Annotated in this window: 12 protein-coding genes; 1 reads left to right on the forward strand and 11 read right to left on the reverse strand. The window is 70.3% G+C overall.

The window, feature by feature from the left end:
* Positions 1 to 31 precede the first annotated feature (31 nt).
* The gene (locus FB563_RS19685; protein WP_055706434.1) at positions 32 to 907 is read right to left on the reverse strand and encodes a DUF4429 domain-containing protein; all 876 of its coding nucleotides are present in this window, start codon (positions 905 to 907) and stop codon (positions 32 to 34) included.
* A 62-nt stretch (positions 908 to 969) separates the two neighbouring features.
* On the opposite strand from FB563_RS19685, the gene FB563_RS19690 reads away from it, so the two are divergent.
* A complete protein-coding gene (locus FB563_RS19690) occupies positions 970 to 2571 on the forward strand; it encodes a beta-N-acetylhexosaminidase (protein WP_055706435.1) in 1602 nt (533 codons plus the stop codon).
* Positions 2572 to 2749: 178 nt separating this feature from the next.
* Here the strand turns inward: FB563_RS19690 and FB563_RS19695 are convergent, their stop codons facing one another.
* The 10 genes from FB563_RS19695 to FB563_RS19740 all read right to left on the reverse strand — a co-directional run bounded on the left by FB563_RS19695 (position 2750) and on the right by FB563_RS19740 (position 14945).
* Positions 2750 to 3421, reverse strand: coding sequence for a LysM peptidoglycan-binding domain-containing protein (locus FB563_RS19695; protein ID WP_055706436.1), 672 nt, complete (start codon positions 3419 to 3421; stop codon positions 2750 to 2752).
* A gap of 324 nt (positions 3422 to 3745) precedes the next feature.
* Positions 3746 to 5524 (reverse strand): IucA/IucC family protein, encoded by a 1779-nt coding sequence (locus tag FB563_RS19700; RefSeq protein WP_055706437.1) that lies wholly within the window; start codon positions 5522 to 5524, stop codon positions 3746 to 3748.
* On the reverse strand, positions 5521 to 6051 hold the full coding sequence (locus tag FB563_RS19705; RefSeq protein ID WP_055706438.1) for a GNAT family N-acetyltransferase: 531 nt from the start codon (positions 6049 to 6051) through the stop codon (positions 5521 to 5523). The genes FB563_RS19700 and FB563_RS19705 overlap by 4 nt, the downstream gene beginning before the upstream one ends.
* Positions 6048 to 7325: a lysine N(6)-hydroxylase/L-ornithine N(5)-oxygenase family protein gene (locus FB563_RS19710; RefSeq protein WP_055706439.1), complete on the reverse strand. Its 1278-nt coding sequence runs from the start codon at positions 7323 to 7325 to the stop codon at positions 6048 to 6050. The genes FB563_RS19705 and FB563_RS19710 overlap by 4 nt, the downstream gene beginning before the upstream one ends.
* On the reverse strand, positions 7309 to 8751 hold the full coding sequence (gene desA / locus FB563_RS19715; RefSeq protein WP_055706440.1) for a lysine decarboxylase DesA: 1443 nt from the start codon (positions 8749 to 8751) through the stop codon (positions 7309 to 7311). Before desA ends, FB563_RS19710 begins: the two co-directional genes overlap by 17 nt.
* 130 nt (positions 8752 to 8881) lie before the next feature.
* A complete protein-coding gene (locus FB563_RS19720) occupies positions 8882 to 9703 on the reverse strand; it encodes a siderophore-interacting protein (RefSeq protein ID WP_055706441.1) in 822 nt (273 codons plus the stop codon).
* Positions 9704 to 9752: 49 nt separating this feature from the next.
* Positions 9753 to 10799: an ABC transporter substrate-binding protein gene (locus FB563_RS19725; protein ID WP_055706442.1), complete on the reverse strand. Its 1047-nt coding sequence runs from the start codon at positions 10797 to 10799 to the stop codon at positions 9753 to 9755.
* A gap of 122 nt (positions 10800 to 10921) precedes the next feature.
* Positions 10922 to 12082 (reverse strand): acyl-CoA dehydrogenase family protein, encoded by a 1161-nt coding sequence (locus tag FB563_RS19730; RefSeq protein WP_055706456.1) that lies wholly within the window; start codon positions 12080 to 12082, stop codon positions 10922 to 10924.
* Between the two features lie 5 nt (positions 12083 to 12087).
* Complete coding sequence (locus FB563_RS19735; protein WP_055706443.1) at positions 12088 to 13032, reverse strand: hydroxymethylglutaryl-CoA lyase; 945 nt, start codon at positions 13030 to 13032, stop codon at positions 12088 to 12090.
* On the reverse strand, positions 13029 to 14945 hold the full coding sequence (locus tag FB563_RS19740) for an acetyl/propionyl/methylcrotonyl-CoA carboxylase subunit alpha (RefSeq protein ID WP_055706444.1): 1917 nt from the start codon (positions 14943 to 14945) through the stop codon (positions 13029 to 13031). Before FB563_RS19740 ends, FB563_RS19735 begins: the two co-directional genes overlap by 4 nt.
* Between the last annotated feature and the right edge of the window lie 6 nt (positions 14946 to 14951).

Below are 14951 nucleotides of genomic sequence, written 5' to 3' on the forward strand. Positions count from 1 at the left end.
GCCGGACGGCGGGCGGTCCTCGCACGCGCTCTCATATGCGCTTGAGGACCGCCTGCTTGGCCAGGGTGAACTCCTCGTCCGTCAGCACCCCGTCGCGGTGCAGCTCACCCAGCTCGCGCAGGCGCCGCAGCAGGGCGTCGTGCTCGCTCTCGGCGGGCTCCGGCTCCCCGGTGAGCCGCGAGGGCTCCTTCCGCACGCCCGCCCCCGCCGCAGGGTGCGGCAGCCGCGCCTGTACGGCGGCGGCCACCAGGGCCATCAGCGGGTCCTTCTTGAAGCCCCACAGCTCGACCGCGTTCGGGTCGTACTTGGCCGTCGCCGTCACCGGGGCACCGCGCACCAGGAAGCGCAGATACCCGTTCTCCAGTCCGGCCGCCGGCTGCCACTCCACACCGAGGACGTCCGCGAGCGGTATGGTCCGGGTACCGACGTTCGCCTTGGCGTTCTCGGTCTTCCAGTTCCACTCCAGCCGCACCCGCTCCCCGTCGAAGGCCGCCGTGCCGTCCCCGGCCGAGGCGGACACCGGCAGCGGTGGTCCCGGCAGCAGGTACTCGGCGACCGGGTCCGGTGAAACCCCGTCCAGCAGGAGCGCGTTGCGCACCTCGTCCGCGAAGTACTCGGCGACGCCGTACCGGTCGGACTCCACCGTCAGCTGGTACGGGTCGTTCGGCTCGGCGAGCCGGCCGCCGGTGGCCTGCGTCAGCGGATCGGCGCCGTCGCGCAGCCGCAGCCTGAGCCGTCCCGACTTCCGCCCCTGCTCGAAGGAGACACCGGCCAACGCCCCCAGTGGTACGACGAGTTCGCCCAGCTCCCGGCGGAGCAGGCTCACGTTCTTGTCCCGTCCCGGGGTGAGCCGCAGGGCATCGCCGTCGAAGGCCCAGGTGCCGTCCTTCTGGATGATTTCCGCCATGGGGGGATTGTTTCACCGGATCTGCGGGAGAGTGGTCTCGACCACATCTGAAGGGAGCGCATGTGAGACGCAACCACAGCACGACTCCCCGGACGACCCGCATCCTCGGATCACTGCTGCTTCTGGCGGCCGCCGGGGGCTTCTCCCTCGGCGCGGCGCCCGCGGCACAGGCGGCCGCCCCGACACCGCTGGACCGGGTGGTCCCCGCGCCCGCCTCGGTCGAGCCCGGCGGTGCCCCGTACCGCATCACCTGGGCGACCGGCGTGCGCGTCGACGACTCCGCCGAGGTCCGCCGGATCGGCGCGTATCTCACCGGCATCCTGCGGCCCTCCACCGGCTACCGGCTGCCGCTCACCGACCACGGCACAGGGGGCATCCGGCTGCACCTGGCCCAGGGTGACTTCGGTGCCGAGGGCTACCGGCTGCACAGCGGCCCGGCCGGCGTCACCATCACCGCGAGCGCGCCCGCCGGCCTCTTCCACGGCGTCCAGACGCTGCGTCAGCTGCTCCCGGCCGCCGTCGAGAAGAAGACCGTGCAGAAGGGCCCCTGGCAGATCGCCGGCGGCACCGTGGAGGACCGCCCCCGCTACTCCTACCGGGGCGCCATGCTGGACGTCTCCCGGCACTTCTTCACCGTCGCCCAGGTCAAGCGCTACATCGACCAGCTCGCCCTCTACAAGATCAACGAACTGCATCTGCACCTCAGCGACGACCAGGGCTGGCGCATCGCCGTCGACTCCTGGCCGCGCCTCGCGGCCTACGGCGGCTCCACCGAGGTCGGCGGCGGCAAGGGCGGCTCCTACACCAAGGACCAGTACCGGGACATCGTCTCCTACGCCGCCTCCCGCTATCTGGAGGTCGTGCCCGAGATCGACATGCCCGGCCACACCAACGCGGCCCTCGCCTCCTACGCCGACCTCAACTGCGACGGCGTGGCACCCCCGCTGTACACCGGCACCCAGGTCGGCTTCAGCTCGCTGTGCGTGCCGAAGGAGGTCACCTACACCTTCGCGGACGACGTGATCAGGGAGCTGGCCGCGCTCACCCCCGGCCGCTACCTCCACATCGGCGGCGACGAGGCCCACTCCACCAGCCACCCCGACTACGTGAAGTTCATGGACCGCGTGCAGCCGATCGTCGCCAAGTACGGCAAGACGGTCATCGGCTGGCACCAGCTCACCGGCGCCCACCCCGCCAAGGGCGCCCTCGCCCAGTACTGGGGCCTGGACAGCACCAGCGCGGCCGAGAAGGCACAGGTCGCCCAGGCCGCCCAGAACGGCACCGGGCTGATCCTGTCCCCGGCGGACCGGGTCTACCTGGACATGAAGTACACCAGCGGCACCGTGCTGGGCACCAAGTGGGCCGGTTACGTCGAGGTGCAGCGGTCGTACGACTGGAACCCGGGCGGCTACCTTCCCGGCGTCCCGGCCTCGGCCGTCCGGGGAGTGGAGGCCCCGCTGTGGTCGGAGACCCTGAAGACCGACGCCGACATCGAGTACATGGCGTTCCCCCGCCTCCCGGGGGCGGCCGAACTGGGCTGGTCCCCGGCCGCCACGCACGACTGGAACACCTACAGACTCCGCCTGGCCGCCCAGGCCCCCCGCTGGGACGCCCTCGGCATCACGTACTACCGCTCACCGCAGGTCCCCTGGCCGGCGAACTGAGCGGAGAACGCACCGGTGAACGCAACCGGTGAACGCACGCGCCCGGGCCGCTGCGTGGAGCGGCCCGGGCGCGCTGGGCGAACAGCCGGGACAACAGCCCGACATGCCTTGCCAGTGCAATTCAGAGGCAGGTACCCGCCCTCTTGAATTGCCGATCCGGCCATGGGGGAATCGGCCGTCAGTACGCGCTGAACACGTTGTCGATCGAGCCGTAGCGGTGGTACGCGTAGTTGCACGCGGCGGTGATGTTGGCGACCGGGTCGTAGATGTTCGTCGAGGTGCCCGGCACGTGGTAGGCGTCGAACGTCGGCTGGATCACCTGGAGCAGGCCCTTGGACGGGGTGCCCTTGGCGGCGTTGGAGTCCCAGTTGTTGATGGCGTTCGGGTTGCCGGAGGACTCCCGGATGATGTTGCGGTAGATGCCGTTGTAGGTGCCCGGGATGTGGTTCTGCGCCATGATCGCCAGCGCCTGCTTGATCCAGCCGTCCAGGTTGTTGGCGTAGCCGGTGGCGGACGAGGTGCTCGCCGGTGCGGCCTTGGTCGTGGCCGCCTTGGCCGGGGCCGCCGAGCCGGCGGGCAGGGTGAGGACCTGGCCCGGCAGGAGCGAGTAGGGGCTGCTGAGGTGGTTGGCGGACGCGATGGCCGGCCAGCCGCCCGGCACCTTGAGGGCGCGGGCGATCGAGGCCAGGTGGTCGCCGGCCTTGACGGTGTAGCTGGGCGCGGCGGCGGTGGCGGCCTGGGCGCTGCCCGTCGCGGCCGTGCAGGCCATGACGAGGGTGCCGACGCTGATGGCGCCGCCGGTGAGGAACCGGCGCGTCCGGGGAGAGCGCTTGCGGGCATGACGGGGCATGGAGCGGTCCTTTTCCGAGAATTGGATCACCCGCAGTTGCCGGTCCCCCTCGGCAAACTGCACCACGTTCGTTTAGCGGTGCGCTGCGGCGGGGATATTCATAGCCGCCGGGAATAAGTTTCGGCAATTACTCCTTTTACTAACCCGCTTAGTTCTCCGGGTCGCCGGCATCCGCCCGGATAGTGGTATTCCCGGAAGCAAATGGCCGTCCGCGATCCTAGGGAGCTTCGTAAGTGAATTGAGTCACGTGTCGCAGGTTAAGCGACTCAACTGCTTAAATGGGGAAATAAGCGGACCTCACGACAGAGTGGCTCAATTCGGACATTAGGCACTCAAAAGGCCGGCGAGCGGGTTCTTCAGGGTGCCCACCAGCTGCAGCGCGCCCGAGGGGTCGGCGAGGTCCACCATCTGGCGGTTGTCGCGCAGCTGGAGGCGGTTCAGGCAGGACAGGGCGAACTCGGGGGCGAACAGGTCGTACTGCCGGAACCGGTCGGACAGTTCGGGGTTCGCCTCCTGGTACTCGCGGGTGACCTCCGCGACCGTGCGCCAGAAGGCGTCCTCCGCCAGGACCCCCTCGGTGGCCAGGTTCGCGGCGAGGAAGCGGAAGAAGCAGTCGAAGACGTCGGTGAAGATCGACAGCAGCTTCTTGTCGTCCGGGACGTCGACGCGGATGCGCCGCACCTGCGGGGGCAGGGCGGCGTCCGGGTCCATCACCGCTATCTCCTCGGCGATGTCCTTGTAGACCGCCCGCCGCACGACCCCGTCCTCCAGCACCAGGATCACGTTCTCGCCGTGCGGCATGAAGACGAGGTCGTAGGCGTAGAAGCTGTGCAGGAGCGGGGTGTAGTAGGCGCGGAGGTAGCGGCGCAGCCACCCCGTCGGCGTCAGGCCCGAGCGGGCGATCAGCGCCCCGGCGAAGGAGGCGCCCTCGTGGTCGACGTGCAGCAGTGAGGCCATGGTCGCGAGCGACTCGCCGCCTCGCAGCGAGGGCACCGGGCTCTCCCGCCACAGCGCGGCCAGCATCTTGCGGTACGGCGAGTAGCGGTCGGTGGCCTGCTCGTACTCCAGATGCCGGTAGCCGACGGCCGCCCGCTCGCGGATGATGCTCAGGCCCGTGGACTTCAGTACCGGGTCGTTCTCGATCAGCTGGGCCAGCCAGTCGTTGATCGCCGGGGTGGCCTCCATGTAGGCGGCCGACAGCCCGCGCATGAAGCCCATGTTGAGGACCGACAGCGCCGTCTTCACATAGTGCTTCTCCGGGTGGGAGGTGTTGAAGAAGGTCCGGATGGATTGCTGGGCCAGGTACTCGTCGTCGCCCTCGCCGAGGCAGACCAGGTGCCGGCGCGCCACCTCGGCGGCGAAGGTGACGGAGAGCTTGTTCCACCACTGCCAGGGGTGGACGGGGATGAGCAGGTAGTCGGCGGGGTCCAGGCCCTGGTCGGTGAGGGTGGCGTGGAAGCGGGCCAGCGCGCCCTCGCCCAGCTCCTCCCGCAGGAAGGACTCGTACTCGATCCCCGCACCGGCCGTGAACGCGGCCCGCGAGCGGTGTGCGGCCAGCCACACCAGCCGGACGGGGCTCGCGGTCTCGGGCGCGTACGACAGGTACTCGTGGATGCCGAACCCGAGCCGCCCGTTGTTCGCGACGAAGCAGGGGTGGCCCTCGGTCATCCCGGTCTCGATGGCCTGGAAGCCCCGGCGGGCCAGCTCGGCGGAGGTCACCTTCGGTTTGGTGAGCTTGTAGCAGGTGCCGGAGAGGGTGGAGGAGATCTCCTCCAGGTAGACCGGCAGGATCTCGTCGCTCAGGCCCAGGGACTCCTTCAGCTCGATGAAGAAGTCCAGGGCGGCGAGCGGGAGTTCCCTCCCCGCGCGGTGCCGGGTGATCGAGTCCGTGTCGACCTGCCAGTGGTCGAGGGCGCGGCGCGTGGCGGTGAAGCGGTAGTGGGTCAGATGGTCGTCGCTGTGTACGACGTACTGCTCGCCGTCCTCCTCGGGAGTGATCAGCCGCTCGTGCGCGAACTCGGCGAGAGCCTTGCGGAGCAGGAGGCGGTTGGCCTGCTCCCAGCGTTCGGGGGAGAGGTGCGCCACGGCGTCGGACAGGGTCATGCCGCCGCTCCTCGGGCCGCCAGGAACTGTTCTCGGGTGCAGAAGCTGAGCAATGCCCTCTTCTCCGGCTTCTGGATCTCGCGCACGGGCACGAAGCCCACCGCTTCGTTCAGGGCGTGCACCGCCGTGTTGCGCACGTCCGGCTCGACCACGACGCGCCGGGTGCGCGGGTCGGCGAACAGCTCGTCCAGCACGGCGGTGATGACGGCCCGGGTGAAACCGTGGATCGGCCGGTCGGCCGGCGCGACCAGGAAGTGCATGCCGACGTCGCCGGGCTCCGGGTCGTACAGGCCGGCCAGCTCGACGTACCGGGGGTCGTACCTCTCCATCAGGAAGGCGGGCTCGCCCTCGTGCAGGCCGAGGTGGGCATGGTGGTGCTCGTGGGCCGCGATCCGCAGGTACTCGCGCTCGACGTCCTGGAGTCCGGCGTCCTGCATCATCCAGAAGGCCGCCTTGGGATGGGTGACCCAGCGGTGCAGCAGCTCGGCGTCCCGCAGGGGGTCGAGGGGGCGGAAGGTGAACCTCATACGGCGAACTCCTGGAAGGCGATCGTCTTCTCGACCGGGTAGTACTCGGTGCCGAGCAGCTCGCGGAGGATGTACGCGTTGCGGTACGCGCCCATGCCCAGGTCGGGACTGGTGATGCTGTGGGTGTGGACGCCGGCGTTCTGCAGGAAGACGCCGCGGCCGGTGACGTCGATGGCGTAGTTGCGGGCGACGTCGAAGCGGCCGTGGCCGTCGAAGCGGAGGCGGTCGCGGATCGGCGCGAGGAAGGCCGGGGGCTCGTAGTGGTAGCCGGTGGCCAGCAGCAGGCCCTCGGTGCGGATCTCGAAGTCCTTGTCCTGCTCGTCCTGGTGGAAGCCGAGGGTGTACTCGCCGTCCGCGTAGGTGGCGCTGCGCAGGCTGGAGTTGGTGAGCAACCGGGTCGGCACGGGTCCGGTGAGGTTCTTCTGGTAGAGCAGGTCGAAGATCGAGTCGATCAGATCCGAGTTGATGCCCTTGAACAGGCCCTTCTGCTGCTTCTCCAGCCGGTAGCGGGTCTCCTCGGGCAGCGCCCGGAAGTAGTCGATGTAGTCCGGGGAGGTCATCTCCAGGGTCAGCTTGGTGTACTCCAGCGGGAAGAACCGCGGTGAGCGGGTGACCCAGTTGAGCTGGTAGCCGTGGACGTCGATCTCGGCGAGCAGCTCGTGGTAGATCTCGGCCGCGCTCTGGCCGCTGCCGACGATCGTGATGGACTCCTTCGCCTGCAGCTCCGCCTTGCGGTGCATGTACTGGGAGTTGTGCAGGAAGTCCCCGGCCAGGTCGCGGCAGGCCGGCGGGAGGTAGGGGGTCGTTCCCGTGCCGAGGACCAGGTGACGGCAGCGGAACGTTTCGCCGCGCTCGGTGCGGACGACGTACACCTCGTCCTCGTACGTCACCTCGGTGACCGTCGTGCCGAAGCGCACGCTGCCGAGCCTGGCCGCCGCCCAGCGGCAGTAGTCGTCGTACTCCACCCGCAGCGGATAGAAGTTCTCGCGGATGTAGAACGAGTACAGTCTGCCCTTCTCCTTCAGGTAGTTGAGGAAGGAGTACGGCGACGTCGGGTCGGCGAGGGTGACCAGGTCCGACAGGAACGGGGTCTGGAGGTGGGCGCCGTCCAGGAACATCCCGGCGTGCCACTCGAAGTCCGGCTTGGACTCCAGGAAGACCCCGTCCAGGCCGGCGATGGGCTCGGTGAGGCAGGCGAGGCCGAGGTTGAAGGGGCCGAGCCCGATCCCGACGAAGTCGTACGTCTTTTCCAGGGCTTCAGGACGCGCGGTCAAGGGACTCTCCCAGGTACTGCTCGGCGTGGCCGGCGATCAGGTCGAGGACGGCGGCGATGTCGGCCGGCGTCGTCTCGGGGTTGAGCAGGGTGAACTTCAGGTAGTGGCGGCCGCCCACCCTGGTGCCCGCGACCACGGCGTCACCGGAGGCGAACAGGGCCTTGCGGGCGTGGAGGTTGGCACGGTCGATCTCGGCCGGGTCGGTGACCGCCGCCGGGATGTAGCGGAAGACGAGGGTGGACAGGGCGGGCTCGACGACGACGTCGAAGCGGGGGTCGGCGGCGAGCAGCTTCCAGCCCTCGGCCGCGAGGTCGCAGATCTCGTCGAAGAGCTGCCCGACGCCGTCCGCGCCCATGGTGCGCAGGGTCATCCACAGCTTGAGGGCGTCGAAGCGGCGGGTGGTCTGCAGGGACTTGTCGACCTGGTTGGGGATGCGTTCCTGCACCATGCGGCGGGGGTTGAGGTAGTCCGCGTGGTAGGTGGCGTGGCGCAGGGTCGCCGCGTCCCGCACCAGCAGGGCGGACGAACTCACCGGCTGGAAGAAGGACTTGTGGTAGTCGACGGTGACGGAATCGGCGCGCTCGATGCCGTCGATACGGCTCCGGTGCTTGAGGGAGGCGAGCAGCCCGCAGCCGTAGGCCGCGTCGACGTGCATCCACACGCCGTACTGGGAGCACAGCCCGGCGATCTCCGGGAGCGGGTCGATGGAGCCGAAGTCGGTGGTGCCGGCGGTGGCGACGACCGCCATCGGCACCAGCCCGTCGCGCCGGCAGCGCTCCAGCTCGCGGGCGAGGGCGACGGTCTGCAGCCGCTTGTCGTGGTCGACGGGGACGGGGACGACCGCGTCCTGGCCGAGCCCGAGCAGCTTGGCGGACTTCTGCACGCTGAAGTGGCTGACCTCGGAGGCGAAGATCCGCAGGTCGGCGAGGCCGTCGGTCTTGGCCTCCTCCCGCGCCAGCAGCAGCGCCTGGAGGTTGGACTGGGTGCCGCCGGAGGTGAACACGCCGTCGGCGGCGGGTCCGAGGCCGATCCGGGCGGCCGTCCAGTCGATGAGCTTGCGCTCGATGAGGGTGCCGCCGGCCGACTGGTCCCAGGTGTCGAGGGAGGAGTTGACCGCCGAGAGCACGGCCTCGCCGAGCACCGCCGGGATGACGACCGGGCAGTTGAGGTGGGCGAGGTAGCGGGGGTGGTGGAAGTAGACCGCGTCGCGGAGGTAGACGTCCTCCAGCTCGTCCAGGACGGCGGCGGTGTCGCCGAGCGGGCGGTCCAGGTCGATGGCGTCGACCCGGGGGAAGAGGGCGTCGACGGTGACGCCGGTGAACGGACGGTCGGTGGTGGCGAGTTTGGCCGCCACCCGCTCGACTCCTTCGGTCACGGAGCTTCGGTAGTGCTCCGCGGTGAGGCCATTGAGCAGGTGCGAGCGCATGTGGAGGTCCTCCGGGGGGACAGTCCGTTGGGGGTCTGAACGGGAGTCCGTTTCTCGACTTAGGTTAGCCTAACCTAAGTTTTTTGGATCAAGGCATGCCTCATCCGTGACCGGCGTCACGCGCAGGGGGTTACTCCGCGACGCGCAGCTCTTCCTCGGTCATCCCCTGCCGCCAGTACCCGACGAAGGTCACCCGCCGCCGGTCCGCCCCGCGCTCGCCGACGAAGTGCCGCCGCAGCGCCTTGACCCGGCCCGACTCGCCCGCGAGCCACACGTACGGCCGCTCGGCCCGGGGGAGTCGGGCGGCCCGTACGGCGTCGACGGCCATGGGGGACCCGTCGTGCCGTACGAGCCACGTGATCTCCGCGTCGGCCTCCGTGCGCACGTCCTGGATGTCACCGGCGTGCGGCACCTCCAGCCAGGCCTGGACCCGGATGCCGGCCGGGAGGGACTCGAGGATCGCGGTCGCGGCCGGTACGGCGGTCTCGTCACCCCACAGGACGACGAGATCGGTGTCCTCGGGCGGGCGGAAGCGGATCGCCCGGTTGTCGGCGACGGCGGGTCCGAGCAGCAGCACACGGTCGCCGGGGGTGGCACGGGAGGCCCAGCGGGAGGCGGGGCCCGCCGGGGTGTGCAGAACGAAGTCGATGTCGATCTCGTCGGGGTTCCGGCGCAGGGCACGCAGGGTGTACGACCGCATCACCGCCCGCACGTCATCGGGCAGTTCCCGCCAGGCCTGCCACCAGCCGTCACCCAGGTCCAGGGGGACGACGGGCTCCGGCTGACCCGGGTGCGGCAGGAAGAGGGACAGGGACTGGTCGCGCCCGAGGGAGTGGAAGGCGTGCAGATCGGGCCCGCCGAAGGTGACGCGGACCAGCGACGGCCCCAGCCGCCGGGTCCGTACAACGTGCAGAGAAAAGAAACGGAACGGGGCGGCCACGGCCGTCGTCATGTGATGCTCCTGAGGGTCGGATTCAGGGCTTTGTCAGGGGTTCTGCCGGTCAGGCGACCTTCTTCGCCTTCTCCAGGGCCTCGGCCAGACTCGTGAGCAGCGGTACGCACTTGTCGTACGACAGGATCGGCTCCGGAGACCGCGCGATGACCTGCCCCGCCTTCACCGCGGGCAGCTTCTTCCACGTCGGCTTGGTGATGTCGGCCGGCTGGAGGGCCGAGGACCGGTCGTCCATCATGATCATGTCGGCCTTGTACTTGTCGACGTTCTCCCAGCTCAGCGACTCGTACCAGCCGCCGCCCTGCTTCTTCGCGCTCTCCGGCGGCTCGACGAAGTTCACGCCGAGGGCCTTGAAGTACTCCAGGTCGATGGAGAGGTTGGTGCCGGAGACGTAGAACAGCTGGTCGCTGGCGCTGCCGGCCATCACCCTGATCTCGGGCTTGGCCTTGGCCGCGGCCCGCAGCCGGGCCGCCGCGGCCTCGAACCGCTTCTTGGCGTCGGTCACCTTCGCGGCCTTCATGTCCGCCCCGAGCGATGCGGCCAGGTACCACATGCGCTGCAGCGGCTGGGTGAGCTGTCGGTCGTAGACGGAGATGCCGATGGTGGGGGCCAGTTGGGCGATCTCCTTCTTCGACTCCTCGGGGACGTACCAGAGGGTGCCGGCGTCGTCGAACATCGTCGTGATCAGCACGTCCGGCGCGAGCGAGGCGTACTTCTCGATGCTGAACTGGCCCCAGGCGTTGCCGAGGACCGTCACCTTGCTGACGTCCATGTCGCCGGCCTGGACGTCGGCCTTGCCGTCCTTGGTCGTCGTCGGGCCGAAGACGCCCTTGACCTGGATGCCGTAGTCGTGGAGCGCGGCGCCGACACCGGTGAAGGCGACGATGTTCGCGGGGACCTTGTCCAGGTTCACGGTCGTGCCGCGGTCGTCCTTGAAGGACCAGGGTCCGGACCTGGCGGCCGTCGTGCCCTTGCCGGAGCCGCTGTCTTTGCCTTTGCCGTCCCCGCAGGCGGCGAGCGCGGCACCGAGTCCGACGGCGCCGCCGGCGGCGAGGAGGCCGCGGCGAGTGAGCTGGGGGGCACGGGCACGGGGCATGGGTATGACTGCTTTCGAACGGGGCGAAGCGCCCGCCGGACAGGTTCGAAGAAAGGTTAGCCTAACCTTCCTTGGTGTCCAGTGGTCGGTGTTGTTCCCCGCCGATCCGGCCGCCCTGGCGCCTAGCTCACCAGCCCCAACTCCCGGGCGATGAGCATCCGCTGGACCTCGCTCGTGCCCTCGCCGATCTCCAGGATCTTGGAGTCGCGCCACATGCGGGCCACCGGGTACTCGTTCATGAAGCCGTAGCCGCCGTGGATCTGGGTGGCGTCGCGGGCGTTGTCGACGGCGACGGTGGAGGAGTACAGCTTGGCCAGCGCCGCCTCCTTCTTGAAGGGTTCGCCGGCGACCAGGCGGCTCGCCGCGTCGCGCCAGGCGAGGCGGGCCGTGTGGGCCTTCATCTCCATGTCGGCGATCTTGAACTGGATGGCCTGGTTGGCGCCGATGGGACGGCCGAAGGCGTGGCGTTCCTTCGCGTACTTCACCGACTCGTCCACGCAGCCCTGGGCCAGACCGGTGGCGAGGGCCGCGATGGCGATGCGGCCCTCGTCCAGAATCCGCAGGAACTGGGCGTAGCCCCGGCCCTCCTCGCCGAGCAGGTTGGCGGCCGGCACACGCACGTCCTGGAAGGACAGCTCGCGGGTGTCGGAGGCGTTCCAGCCGACCTTCGAGTAGGGAGCCGCCACTGTGAAACCGGGGGTGCCGGACGGGACGATGATCGCCGAGATCCGCGGCCTGCCGTCCGGCTTGCGGCCGGTGACGGCGGTGACCGTCACCAACCCCGTGATGTCCGTGCCCGAGTTGGTGATGAAGCACTTCGTGCCGTTGATCACCCATTGGTTCGTGTCCGGGTCCAGGCGGGCCGTCGTCCGGGTCGCGCCCGCGTCGCTGCCGCCGTCCGGCTCGGTCAGGCCGAACGCGCCCAGCATCTCGCCCGAGCACAGGCGGGGCAGCCACTGGCGCTTCTGCGCCTCGGTGCCGAACAGGTGCAGCGGCATCGCGCCCAGCGAGACACCCGCCTCCAGAGTGATCGCCACGGACGAGTCCACCCGCGCCAGTTCCTCCAGGGCGATGCCGAGCGCCAGGTAGTCGCCGCCCATGCCGCCGTACTCCTCCGGGAACGGCAGCCCGAACAGGCCCATGCGGCCCATCTCGCGGACGATCTCGTACGGGAACTCGTGCCGCTCGTAGAAGTCGCCGATCTTCGGCGCCACGACGTCGTGCGCGAACGCCTCCACCGTACGGCGGAGTTCCTCCAGCTCGGGGCTGAGACGGTGGTCCATGCTGATCACTGGTCCTTGTGGGAGAGAGCGCGGACGGTACGGGACGGGCTGGGCCGGTCCAGATGGGCGGCCATCCACACGCTCGTGGCGGTCAGACGGCCGAGGTCGACCCCGGTCTCGATACCGAGGCCCTGCAGCATCCACACGAGGTCCTCGGTGGCGAGGTTGCCGGTGGCGGACTTCGCGTACGGGCAGCCGCCGAGGCCTCCGGCGGACGCGTCGATCGTCGTCACGCCGTGTTCCAGCGCCGCGTAGGTGTTCGCGAGCGCCTGGCCGTAGGTGTCGTGGAAGTGCACGCCGATCATGTCGGTCGGCACGCCCTCCTCGTTGAGCAGGTTGAGCAGTTCCAGCACATGGCCGGGCGTGGCCACGCCGATCGTGTCGCCGAGGCTCAGTTCGTCGCAGCCCATGTCCTTGAGGGCCGTGCAGACCCGGGCGACCTGGTGCAGCGGGACGGCGCCCTCCCACGGGTCGCCGAAGCACATCGACACATAGCCGCGCACGTGCACGCCCCGGTCCTTCGCCAGCCGCACCACCGGCTCGAACACCGCCAGCGACTCGTCCACGGTGCGGTTGAGGTTGGCCTTCGCGAAGGACTCGGTGGCGCTGGCGAAGACGGCGACCCGGTCGGCGCCGAGCGCCAGCGCCCGGTCCAGGCCTCGCCGGTTGGGGACCAGCACGGGCAGCGCGACCTCCGTGAGGTCGCTGACCATCGGGAACAGCTCCTCGGCGTCGGCCAGTTGGGGCACCCACCTGGGGTGCACGAAGCTCGTCGCCTCGATGGTCGTCAGGCCTGCGTCGGCCAGCCGGCGGATGAACTCCGCCTTGATCTCGGCCGGTACGGTCCGCTGCTCGTTCTGCAGGCCGTCGCGGGCGCCGACCTCGTGGATGCGCACCCGGGCGGGCAGGTCCGTTGCCGGTACGACCATGGGCAGTCCCTCGGCGGTCACTGCGCCACCTCCTCGTGCGGTGCGATGACGGCCAGCACCTGGTCCATCGCGACCGTCGTGCCCGCGGTCACGTCCAGCTCGGCGACCGTGCCGGCGTGCGGGGCGGAGATGACGTGCTCCATCTTCATCGCCTCCACCACCAGCAGGCTCTGCCCGGCGGCCACCTCGTCGCCGACGGCCACCTTGACCACGGTCACCGTGCCGGGCATCGGCGCGGTGAGCGAGTCGGCACCGGCGTGCGCGGACCGGCTGAGGGACGCGGCCACCGGGTCGTGGTCCCGCACCTGCCAGGCGTCGCCGTCGCGGCCCACCCAGTCGGCGGCATGGTGGAAGGTGTGCCGGACGCCGTCGAGCGTGACGGTCACCCGGTCGCCGGTGAGCGTGTGGGTGCCCCGGGGGGTGTACGTCAGGGGTTCCTGCACCCGGAGGTGGAAGGCGGGCGGCTTCGGGGTGCCGCCGAGCCGCCAGCCGCTCGGCACCGAGAAGGGGTCGGTCCAGCCCTCCGCGCGGGGCTTCAGCGCCTCCAGCCGTACGGCGGCCGCCGCCTCGTACACCTCGTCCGGTACGTCCGTGGCGACCAGCTCGTCCACCACGCGCTCCACCAGCCCGGTGTCCAGGTCCCCCGCCACGACCGCCGGATGGGCCAGCAGCCGCCGCAGGAAGCCCGCGTTGGTCTGCACGCCCAGCGTGACCGTCTCCGCGAGGGCCGCCCGCAGCTTCCTGAGCGCGCTCTCCCGGTCCGGTCCGTACGCGATCACCTTGGACAGCATCGGGTCGTAGAGGCTGCCGACCTCGGTGCCCTCGCTGAGCCCGGAGTCGGTGCGGACGCCGTCGCCCTGGGGCTCGTTCAGCAGCAGGACCGTGCCGCCGGAGGGCAGGAAGCCGCGCGCGGGGTCCTCGGCGCAGATCCGGGCCTCGACCGCGTGCCCGGTGAGCGTGATGTCCTCCTGCCCGAAGCCCAGCTTCTCCCCGGCCGCCACCCGCAGCTGCCACTCCACCAGGTCGAGCCCGGTGATCAGCTCGGTGACCGGGTGCTCCACCTGGAGACGGGTGTTCATCTCCATGAAGTAGTACTGCGAGGGATCCCCGCCCGGCACGATGAACTCCACCGTGCCCGCGCCCCGGTAGCCGCAGCTGCGGGCCGCCTGTACGGCCGCCTCGCCCATCGCCGCGCGCGTGGCCTCGTCGAGGAGCACGCTGGGCGCCTCCTCGATGATCTTCTGGTGCCGCCGCTGGAGCGAGCACTCGCGCTCACCGAGGTGGACGACGCCCCCGTGGCCGTCGGCCAGCACCTGGATCTCGATGTGCCGGGGCCGGTCGATCCACCGCTCCACCAGCAGGGTGTCGTCGCCGAAGGAGGCGCGGGCCTCGCGGCGGGCGGCGGCGATCTCCTCCTCCAGCACGGTCATGTCCCGCACCAGCCGCATGCCCTTGCCGCCGCCTCCCGCGGACGGCTTGAGCAGCACGGGCGCGCCGAGTTCGCGGGCCGCCTCGGCGAGGCCGGGGTCCCGGCCGCCCGGTACGACCGGCACCCCGGCCGCCTGGACGGTCTCCTTGGCGCGGATCTTGTCGCCCATGAGCGCGATGGCGTCGGCCGGCGGGCCGATGAAGACCAGCCCCGCCTCCTCGCACGCGCGCGCGAACCGCGCGTTCTCCGCGAGGAAGCCGTACCCGGGGTGGACGGCCTGCGCTCCGGTGCGGGCGGCGGCCGCCAGCAGCCGCTCCACCGACAGATAGCTCTCGGCGGCCGGCGCCGGACCGATCCGGACCGCCGTGTCGGCCTCCCGGACGTGCCGCGCGTCGGCGTCGGCGTCGGAGAAGACCGCCACCGAGCGCACGCCCAGCGAGCGGAGCGTACGGATGACGCGTACGGCGATCTCGCCCCGGTTGGCGACCAGCACTGTGTCGAACACGGTTCC

Origin of the sequence: Streptomyces puniciscabiei (assembly GCF_006715785.1) — a bacterium.
Classification (GTDB): domain Bacteria; phylum Actinomycetota; class Actinomycetes; order Streptomycetales; family Streptomycetaceae; genus Streptomyces; species Streptomyces puniciscabiei.

Excerpts from the sequence above, each read along its gene's own strand:
- FB563_RS19695 (WP_055706436.1), bottom strand. The coding sequence starts at position 3,421 with ATGCCCCGTCATGCCCGCAAGCGCTCTCCCCGGACGCGCCGGTTCCTC.
- FB563_RS19685 (WP_055706434.1), bottom strand. The coding sequence starts at position 907 with ATGGCGGAAATCATCCAGAAGGACGGCACCTGGGCCTTCGACGGCGAT.
- FB563_RS19705 (WP_055706438.1), bottom strand. The coding sequence starts at position 6,051 with ATGAGGTTCACCTTCCGCCCCCTCGACCCCCTGCGGGACGCCGAGCTG.
- FB563_RS19700 (WP_055706437.1), bottom strand. The coding sequence starts at position 5,524 with ATGACCCTGTCCGACGCCGTGGCGCACCTCTCCCCCGAACGCTGGGAG.
- FB563_RS19730 (WP_055706456.1), bottom strand. The coding sequence starts at position 12,082 with ATGGACCACCGTCTCAGCCCCGAGCTGGAGGAACTCCGCCGTACGGTG.
- desA (WP_055706440.1), bottom strand. The coding sequence starts at position 8,751 with ATGCGCTCGCACCTGCTCAATGGCCTCACCGCGGAGCACTACCGAAGC.
- FB563_RS19720 (WP_055706441.1), bottom strand. The coding sequence starts at position 9,703 with ATGACGACGGCCGTGGCCGCCCCGTTCCGTTTCTTTTCTCTGCACGTT.
- FB563_RS19725 (WP_055706442.1), bottom strand. The coding sequence starts at position 10,799 with ATGCCCCGTGCCCGTGCCCCCCAGCTCACTCGCCGCGGCCTCCTCGCC.